Raw genomic sequence first — 8,402 nt, forward strand, 5'->3', positions numbered from 1 at the left:
CACGGGCCGCAGGAACCAGGCAGGGGAAGAACCACCTTCATGAGCGTACGTGCCACCAAGACGCTGTCGGCCATCACCTCCCGCCACCAGCTGCCGCAGGCGCAGCGGCTGGTGGTCAAGGTCGGCTCCTCCTCGCTGACCACGGTGGACGGCGGGATCTCGCACGAACGGCTCTCCGCCCTGGTGGACGCGCTGGCCGCCACCGTGAAGGCCGGCACCGAGGTGGTGCTGGTTTCCTCCGGTGCGGTCGCCGCCGGGCTGGCCCCGCTGGGCCTGGCCAAGCGCCCCAAGGACCTGGCCACCCAGCAGGCGGCCGCCGCCGTCGGCCAGGGCCTGCTGCTGGCCCAGTACACCACCGAGTTCGCCGCCCACGAGCTGACCGTCGCCCAGGTGCTGCTCACCGCCGATGACCTGCGCCGCCGGCAAACCTACACGAACGCGCTGCGCTCCCTGGTGCGGCTGCTGAACCTGGGGGTGCTGCCGATCGTGAACGAAAACGACACGGTGGCCACCCACGAAATCCGCTTCGGGGACAACGACCGGCTCGCCTCCCTGGTCGCCCACCTGATCAAGGCCGACGCGCTGCTGCTGTTCTCCGACGTGGACTCCGTGTACGACGCGCACCCCCGCCACGGCGGGCAGCGCATCGCCCTGATCAAGAACCCCAGCGAACTGGAGGCGGTGAACCTCGGCACCCCGGGGGAGGCCGGGGTGGGCACCGGCGGGATGATCACCAAGGTCGAGGCCGCGGTGATGAGCTCCTCCTCGGGCATCCCGGCGCTGGTGACCAGCGCCGAGAACGCGGCCGACGCGCTGGCCGGGAAGGACGTGGGCACCTGGTTCGCCGCCCGCAACACCCGCCGTTCGGCACGCGACGTGTGGCTGGCCCACCTGGCCAAGCCGCAGGGCAAGCTCTACATTGACGCCGGAGCCACCCGGGCGGTGCGCAGCGGGGAAAACTCGCTGCTGGCCGCGGGCATCACCGCCGTGCACGGTGAGTTCGAGGCCGGGGACGCGGTGGAGGTCTGCAACGAGCAGGGCAGCGTGCTTGCCCGCGGGCTGGTCAATTACGCCTCCCACGAGCTGCCGGCCATGCTCGGACGCACCACCAGCCAGCTGGCCACCTGGCTGGGTGAAGGTTACGAACGGGCCGTGATTCATGTCGACGATCTGGCCTTGGTCTAGGGCCAATTCCTATCATGGAGGCATGAGTCTGCATGCCGCCACCCCCGCCAACGACCAGGGCCAGCACGCCACCGACGCCGCCGCCGGCCAGGGCCAGGACGTGACCGAACAGGTCTACCGCCTGGCCGACCGGGCCCGGAAGGCCTCACGCCTGCTGGCGCGCGCCAACCGGGACTGGAAGGACCGCGCCCTGCGCCAGATCGGTGCCACCCTGGACGCCAACCGCGTCTCCATCCTGCAGGCCAACGCCAAGGACCTGGAGGCCGGGCGCGCCAACGGCACCTCCGCGGCCATGCTGGACCGGCTGAAGCTGGATGATGCCCGCATCGACGGACTGATCGGCGCACTGGAGGAGCTGGCCGGACTGCCGGACCCGGTGGGTACCGTGCTGCGCGGGGAAACCCTGCCCAACGGGCTGCGCATGCGCCAGGTCAACGTGCCCATGGGCGTGGTCGGCACCATCTACGAAGCCCGCCCGAACGTGACCGTGGACATTGCCGGACTGGCCCTGAAAAGTGGCAACGCGGTTCTGTTGCGCGGCGGTTCGGCCGCCCTGAACTCCAACCTGGCACTGGTCGGGCTGATCCGCGACGCCCTGGAGAAGGTCTCGCTGCCGCGGGACATCGTGATCTCCGTGGATGAATACGGACGCCCCGGAGCCGATGCCCTGATGGGGGCGCGCGGCAAGATCGACGTGCTGATCCCGCGCGGTGGACGCGAACTGATCCAGCGGGTGGTCACCACCGCCAAGGTGCCGGTCATCGAGACCGGTGAAGGCAATGTGCACATCTTCATCGACGAGTCGGCGGACACCGACACCGCAGTGGACATCCTGCTCAACGCGAAAACCCAGCGCCCGAGTGTGTGCAACACCGTGGAGACGCTGCTGATCCACCAGGACGCGGCCGCCGGACGCAGTGTGCTGGAGGAGCTGTCCAAGGCCGGGGTGCGCCTGCACACCGACCCGCGTGCCGCCGGGCTGGCCGAGGGCCTGGACCCGGTCCAGGCCGATGAGCAGGACTGGGCCAACGAATACCTGGACCTGCAAATCGCGGTGAAGGTCGTGGACGGGATCGATGAGGCCATGGAGCACATTGCCGAATACTCCACCGGGCACACCGAGGCCATCATCACCAGCAGCCTGCAAAACTCCGAACGCTTCGTGGCCGAGGTCGACTCGGCCGCGGTAATCGTCAACGCCTCCACCCGCTTCACAGACGGCGGGCAGCTGGGCCTGGGCGCCGAGGTGGGGATCTCCACCCAGAAGATGCACGCCCGCGGGCCAATGGGGCTGGCGGAGCTGACCACCACCAAGTGGATCGTGCAGGGCGACGGGCACATCCGCAAATAGTTTCTGCAACCTGTTTTCGGTACGATGTAGAAGAACAAACTATTCACAAACGATCGATGGCAGGCCGTTGATCACCAAGAATATCTGGAGAGTTAGTTGAACGCGCTGAACCTGGCTACCGCAGCCTCCACCTCATCCCTCTCAGGCGAGACCTGGGCACTGCTGATCGGTGTGGGCATTTTCGTCGCGCTGATGGTCGGCCTGCTGATCACCATGTCGTACACCAACGTCGGCAACCGCCACCAGGTGAAGCCGGAACCGCACGACATCCACCGCCAGACCAAGGTGCACGAGACCAAGCACTAGGCCCCGGTGAATTCAACAGCACAGCACCGCCCATTCCGCCTCGGCGTGATGGGCGGTACTTTTGACCCCATCCACAACGGCCACCTCGTCGCCGCCAGCGAAGTCGCTGCCGAATACGACCTGGACGAAGTGGTGTTCGTTCCCACCGGTGAGCCGTGGCAGAAGGCCGACCGGAAGGTCACCCCCGCCGAGCAGCGCTACCTGATGACCGTGATCGCCACCGCGTCCAACCCGCGTTTCACCGTCAGCCGCGTCGACATCGACCGCGAGGGGCCGACGTACACGATCGACACGCTGCGCGACCTGCGGGCCGAACGCCCCACGGCGGAACTGTTCTTCATCACCGGCGCCGACGCGATGAACCAGATCATGAGCTGGAAGAACGCCGACGAACTGTGGAACCAGGCGCACTTCGTGGGGGTCACCCGTCCCGGGCACCAGATGCCGGAAGTCGCACAGTCCAGCGCCTCCGAACTGGAGATCCCGGCACTGTCGATCTCCTCCACGGATTGTCGGGCCCGCGTTGGACAGGGAAAACCGGTATGGTACTTGGTGCCGGATGGTGTGGTGCAGTACATTGCAAAATATGGGCTCTATACCGAGTCGCAGCCTGAAAGTGGCACCCAAAACACGGCATAATCACTTGGTAAGGGTGCATGCAGAAGTCTACGCGGTCGGGAGAAGGACAGGATGAGCGATAACACGCAACCGGCTTCAAGCCGGCGTGCTTTGCGTGAAAAGCGTCGGGCGGAAATGGAGGCCCTGCTGGCCAACAGCAAGGCCGAGCAGGAAGCCAGGGAACAGGCAGCCCGTGAAGAGGCAGCCGATTCCAAGAAAGCTCCGCAAACCCCCGCCGCGGCCCCAGGGAAGCAGACCCCTAAGCCTTCCTCCACCTCCGGTTCGAACACCTCTAAGCCCGCTTCGGGCGCAAAGCCCGCACCGCAGAACGCACCCAAGGCTGACGAGGCACCCAAGAAGCCTGCCAACAAGAGCGGCGCCGCCAAGGCCGCCGAGGCCAAGAAGGACACCGCCAAGAGCGGCGAAACCCAGCAGAGCGCCAAGCCTGAGGCGGCAAAAAAGGCTGCCGAGAAACCGGCCACGACCAAGCCTGCTGCTGCCAAGCCCGCCGCGAAGCCGGCGGATGCCAAGACCCCAAACGGGAAGCCCGCTGACGCCAAGGCCGGGGACTCCAAGCCTGCCGCCCAGTCGAGTGAAATCGAATCTGGTGACACGGCGGCGGGGGAGCGCGCGTCCCTGCGGCGTGCCCGGGACCGTGAAGCGCTGCGTGAGCGCCGTCGGCTGCAGGAGGAAGTCTCCCAGCTGACCAACCACATTCCCGCAGTTGAGCCCGGGGATGACCCGAAGCCGCTGACCCGCCGCCAGCTGCGTCTGCAGGCCCTGGCCGAACAGCAGAAGGCGGAGAACGCCGGGGCAGCCAAGCCGGTACCGGTCAAGCCCAAGAATTCCACGCCGTCCAAGGACGAGGACTCCCCGGAAACCACCGTCATGAGCGTGGAGGAGGCCCTGGCGGCCCGCCGTGAAAGCGCCCCCGCGCCGCCAGTGGACCCGAACCTGCTGCGTGATGACGACAACGACATCGATCTGGAAGTTCTCGCCCACCAGCGCGAGATGGCGGCCCGCGCCGCCATCATCTCCCGCCGTGCGGCCGAACGCGAACGCCTGCGTCAGCAGAACGCCAAAGCCGGCCAGGAAGCTCCCGCATCGGATCCCTTCACCGGAGCGATGGGCAACATCAGTGAACTTGAGGACAAGGTCTCACGTTCCGGGGTGCCCAGCCCGAAGACCGAGAGCGTGTCCCTGGACCTGGATTCCACCGGCAAGATCGCCCCGGCCAAAAAGCCGGCGGACAAGACCGGCAAGAAACCTGAGGCCAAACCGGCCGGCAAGACCCCGGCAAAGCCTGCGGCGAAGGAAGCGGCCAAGCCCGCGCCCAAGCCTGCGGCACAGAAGCCGGCAGTGAAGAAGGCCACGCCAGCGGCCAAGCCGAAGCCCAAGGAAGAAGAGCAGGCCACCTCAGCCCAGGCCACTTCGGGCGACCCGGTGCAGATGCCGCGTGTCGAAGCCGTCAGCGCCCAGGGACTGCAACCCCTGGACGCCCAGACGGCTGGTGTGCGCCGCGCCAACAACATGTTCCTGGCCATGATTGCGGCCCTGGCCGTGGGCGGGATCGCATTGGTTGTCGGAATCATCATGATGCTCAACAACTAAGCTGTGTCCGTCAACTATAATTGAGCTGACTTAATTCATCGTCAAGGAGACACTCCACTATATGGGCGCACACGCTGATTCCATCGCACTTGTTCACGCTGCCGCACTGGCCGCCAGCGAGAAGAAGGCCGAAAACCAGGTCGCATTGGATGTTGCCGACCGCCTGGGCGTGACCGACGCCTTCCTGATCGTCTCGGGGTCTTCCGAGCCGCAGGTCAACGCCATTGTGGACGAGATCCAGACGAAACTGCTGGAAAAGTTTGACCTGCGCCCGGTGCGTCGTGAAGGCTTCGGCATGGGCCGTTGGGTCCTGCTGGACTACGGTGACGTCGTGGTGCACGTGCAGCACCAGGAAGACCGGGTGTTCTACGCGCTGGAACGTCTCTGGGCCGACTGCCCGGTCATCGACCTGCCGGCAGAGGTCGCTCAGGAACAAAGCTAGGTTTGGATTTGCGTCTGAGTCGGCAACTCACTTATGATTATTGAGTTGCCTGATGAGGGCGGCAAACCTTTCGGGGGTATGGCGCAGTTGGTAGCGCGTCTGCATGGCATGCAGAAGGTCAGGGGTTCGAATCCCCTTACCTCCACCGTAGTTGACGTACTCGAACCCCCGACATGCGAAAGCGTGTCGGGGGCGAGTGCGTTGAAGGGCTCGGCGAGTTCGACGATGGGCTGCTCGTCCTCGCCGATGTAGATCTTGTCGAAGAAGGCCTGGTTCGCGAGCCGCTTGGCCTCGTCGTCTGATCGCGCGTACATCGTGGCGCAGTAGGTGAGCAGCTTCATGGCGCTGGCGAGGTACGTGCGTTGCCGGGTGTAGTGCTCGTGGTCGCTGGCGAGCTTGCGATCGATCTCCGCCAGGCCGGTGCGGATCCGGTCCTGATGACGCTTCAACGTGTCGAGATCGATGGCGTCGGCGAAGTGCGCGGCCAGGAGCTTCTCGCTCTCAGCCTGAAGGCGCTTGCGGTTCGCGGTCAGCTCGGCGAGCTCCTGGGAGCGGGAGGCCATCCGCTCATCGAACGCGGCATCGACCTTCTTGGCCAGGGCGGTGTAGGTGGCCTCGCTGATCCCGATCCGCTGATAGCAGGTGGTGACGAGGTCCTCGGCGATCCCGACGGGCACTGCCTTGCGGGTGCAAGTGGTGCGCTTGCTGGTGCGGCCGGAGCACACGTAGTACGCGTAGCGAATGCCCTGCTTGTTGCGGGCGAAGTCCAGGTGCAGCCGGGACTTGCAGGTCGCGCAGTACAGGATCCCCTTCAGCGGGTGCTCGTGCTTGCGGAACCGGACGTCGGCCTGCGCACGCGAGTCCAGCAGACGCTGTACTCGTTCCCAGACCTCGGTGTCGACGATTGCGAGATGGTTGCCGTCGTAGACGGCGCCGTTATAGCGGATCCGCCCAATGTAGTAGGGGTTACGCAGGAGCTTGAAGAACCCGGACTTGCTGACCGGCTTCGAGGGACGCTGCGGTGTGGCCACCGTCGTCAGGCCGCGGGCTGTGAGGTCGGTGAGGATCTTCTCCACCGCGGTGTCGCCGGCAGCATAGGTGGCGAAGGCCCATTGGATCAGCGGCGCCCGCTCGGGGTCGACCTCGACGGTGCGGTACTCGCGGCCTTCCTCGGTGTGCTTGCGGACATTGAGATAGCCCAGCGGTGCCCGGCCCGGCGTGCCGCCGGTGGCGATCTTCTGGGTCAGGCCCTTGGTGACTTCGGCGGCGAGGTTCTTGGAGTAGAACTCCGCGATCGCTGACATGACGCCGTGCACGAGCGTCCCGGAGGGGGTCTCGTCGATGCTCTCGGTCACCGAGACGAGGGTGACACCGGCTTCGATGAGGACGCGTTGGATCTCGAGGTCGACGAGCCGGTCGCGGGCGAGCCGGTCGAGCTTGTGCACGATGCAGTAGGTGACCTGATGGGTCTTGATGTACTTCAGCATCCGCTGCAGGTCGGGCCGTTTGAGCGTGCGCCCGGAGTAGCCGGGGTCGACGAACTCCTCCACGATGGTGGCGCCGATCTCGTCGGCCTTGCGCTGGTTGGCCTGCCGCTGGGCGGGGATAGAGAAGCCCTCGCGTTGACCGCCCTTGGCGGCCTGCTCCTCGGTGGAGACCCGCTGGTACGTCACCGCGGTAAGCGCCAGGTTCTCCAGATCCAGCGGCTGTCCTGTGGGCAATGAGATCGTCATGACATCCTCCATCGGCCCTCGAGAACCGTTCGCGCCGGTGCCGGGCCGGGTCGAGGGTGGTTCATTGTTCCTTGGGTTCGGCCTCGTTCGCGAGTGATTCTGCGACCGGCGATCCGTGCTCTGGCCCTGGCCCGCTGGCCCGCGCGAGCGTGGCCGCGCGGTGCTGGGACTCGGCGAGATGAAGCACGAGGTCGACGAGCCGATCCATGTCGGGTTCGTCGCGCACGACCGGGTCGGCGTAGAGCCGGCGGCCGGTGGATTGGTCGCTATGGCGGGTCATGCCGGTCAGGTACGGGCACGATCAGGGTGACGTCGGACTGGACGACGCGGAGGCACTGGGCCTGGACGCAAGGAGGGTCGGCCGGGACCGTTGCTGTCCCGGCCGACCTCGATGCGATGGCGTGCGCACTACTCGCTGTCGATGATCTCCCGCATGGCCGCGTCCTGCTCCTCCTCGCGGGCGCGGACGGCGTCGAGGACGAAGGCGACGAAGTCGGCGCTGCGTTCGGTGACGGGCTGCTCGCTGGTGTCCGGCGGCGTCCAGTCGTCGGCCTCGCCGCCGGGCCAGGCGGTGATGCGGGTGGGGCGGTCGCGATCGAGGCGGCTGCCCGAGATCGAGACCCAGTCGCGGAGGCGTTCGCGGGCGGCGGCGAAGTCGTTGTGCCAGACGATGCCCATGTTGCCCTTGGCCTGCTGGTCGTAGCAGATCAACCAGTGCTGCCGCAGCGCGGACAGCTCCCAGAGCAGCTCGGGGTGGCGATGCCACATGGGCGGGATGACCTGCGGCGGCAGCCCGTAGGTGTGCCGCAGCCAGTCGACCCACTCGTTCAGGGCGAGGAGCTCCTGCTCGAGATCCTCCGGGGTCAGCGCGTCCCAGTTGATGGTGCGGGGCACGGTGCCCAGCTGGGTGCGCAGGTCCTTGGCGTACTCGGCCTGCACCATCCGCTTGACCTGCTGCAGCACCCCGGGCGGCAGGCTCTCCAGATCCGGGGCAGCGGCGGCCCCGCCGCCGGCCTCATTCGCACCAGTCGGGTCGTCGGCGTCGTGCGGTGTCGTGCTCATGATGGTTCTTCCTCCCGAGCCGCCGAGCCGAACGGTGCGGGGCGGCCAGGAAGCTGGCCGCCCTGCTCGTGCCGTCCGGTGGTTATCGGGCGAC

At 66.6% G+C, this 8,402-nt stretch carries 9 protein-coding genes, 1 tRNA gene and 1 pseudogene; 8 read left to right on the forward strand and 3 right to left on the reverse strand.

Going from position 1 to position 8,402, the window contains the following annotated elements; genetic code table 11:
- Positions 1-39: 39 nt before the first annotated feature.
- The 8 genes from proB to RCJ92_RS13935 all read left to right on the forward strand — a co-directional run bounded on the left by proB (position 40) and on the right by RCJ92_RS13935 (position 5,815).
- Positions 40-1,185 carry a glutamate 5-kinase gene (gene proB / locus RCJ92_RS13900; protein WP_346922936.1) on the forward strand — a complete coding sequence of 382 codons (1,146 nt, stop codon included), beginning with the start codon at positions 40-42 and terminating at the stop codon, positions 1,183-1,185.
- Positions 1,186-1,207: 22 nt separating this feature from the next.
- Positions 1,208-2,536 (forward strand): glutamate-5-semialdehyde dehydrogenase, encoded by a 1,329-nt coding sequence (locus RCJ92_RS13905; RefSeq protein WP_446754856.1) that lies wholly within the window; start codon positions 1,208-1,210, stop codon positions 2,534-2,536.
- Positions 2,537-2,632: 96 nt separating this feature from the next.
- Positions 2,633-2,842 (forward strand): hypothetical protein, encoded by a 210-nt coding sequence (locus tag RCJ92_RS13910; protein ID WP_138177654.1) that lies wholly within the window; start codon positions 2,633-2,635, stop codon positions 2,840-2,842.
- Positions 2,843-2,848: 6 nt separating this feature from the next.
- Positions 2,849-3,481, forward strand: coding sequence for a nicotinate-nucleotide adenylyltransferase (gene nadD / locus RCJ92_RS13915; protein WP_283205490.1), 633 nt, complete (start codon positions 2,849-2,851; stop codon positions 3,479-3,481).
- 51 nt (positions 3,482-3,532) lie between these two features.
- Complete coding sequence (locus tag RCJ92_RS13920; RefSeq protein WP_446754857.1) at positions 3,533-5,071, forward strand: hypothetical protein; 1,539 nt, start codon at positions 3,533-3,535, stop codon at positions 5,069-5,071.
- Between the two features lie 61 nt (positions 5,072-5,132).
- Entirely contained in the window at positions 5,133-5,513 is a 381-nt protein-coding gene (gene rsfS / locus RCJ92_RS13925; protein WP_446754858.1) for a ribosome silencing factor, read from the forward strand.
- Positions 5,514-5,585: 72 nt separating this feature from the next.
- Positions 5,586-5,658, forward strand: a tRNA-Ala gene (locus RCJ92_RS13930).
- A gap of 28 nt (positions 5,659-5,686) precedes the next feature.
- Complete coding sequence (locus RCJ92_RS13935) at positions 5,687-5,815, forward strand: hypothetical protein (protein WP_446754859.1); 129 nt, start codon at positions 5,687-5,689, stop codon at positions 5,813-5,815.
- Positions 5,816-6,217: 402 nt separating this feature from the next.
- Here the strand turns inward: RCJ92_RS13935 and RCJ92_RS13940 are convergent.
- The 3 genes and pseudogenes from RCJ92_RS13940 to RCJ92_RS13950 all read right to left on the reverse strand — a co-directional run.
- A pseudogene (locus RCJ92_RS13940) lies at positions 6,218-7,258 on the reverse strand (recombinase family protein); the annotation flags it as partial.
- A 49-nt stretch (positions 7,259-7,307) separates the two neighbouring features.
- Positions 7,308-7,526 carry a hypothetical protein gene (locus RCJ92_RS13945; protein WP_446754860.1) on the reverse strand — a complete coding sequence of 73 codons (219 nt, stop codon included), beginning with the start codon at positions 7,524-7,526 and terminating at the stop codon, positions 7,308-7,310.
- Positions 7,527-7,654: 128 nt separating this feature from the next.
- Entirely contained in the window at positions 7,655-8,308 is a 654-nt protein-coding gene (locus RCJ92_RS13950; protein ID WP_446754861.1) for a hypothetical protein, read from the reverse strand.
- Positions 8,309-8,402: the final 94 nt, after the last annotated feature.

Source organism: Glutamicibacter sp. BSL13, from assembly GCF_052928425.1.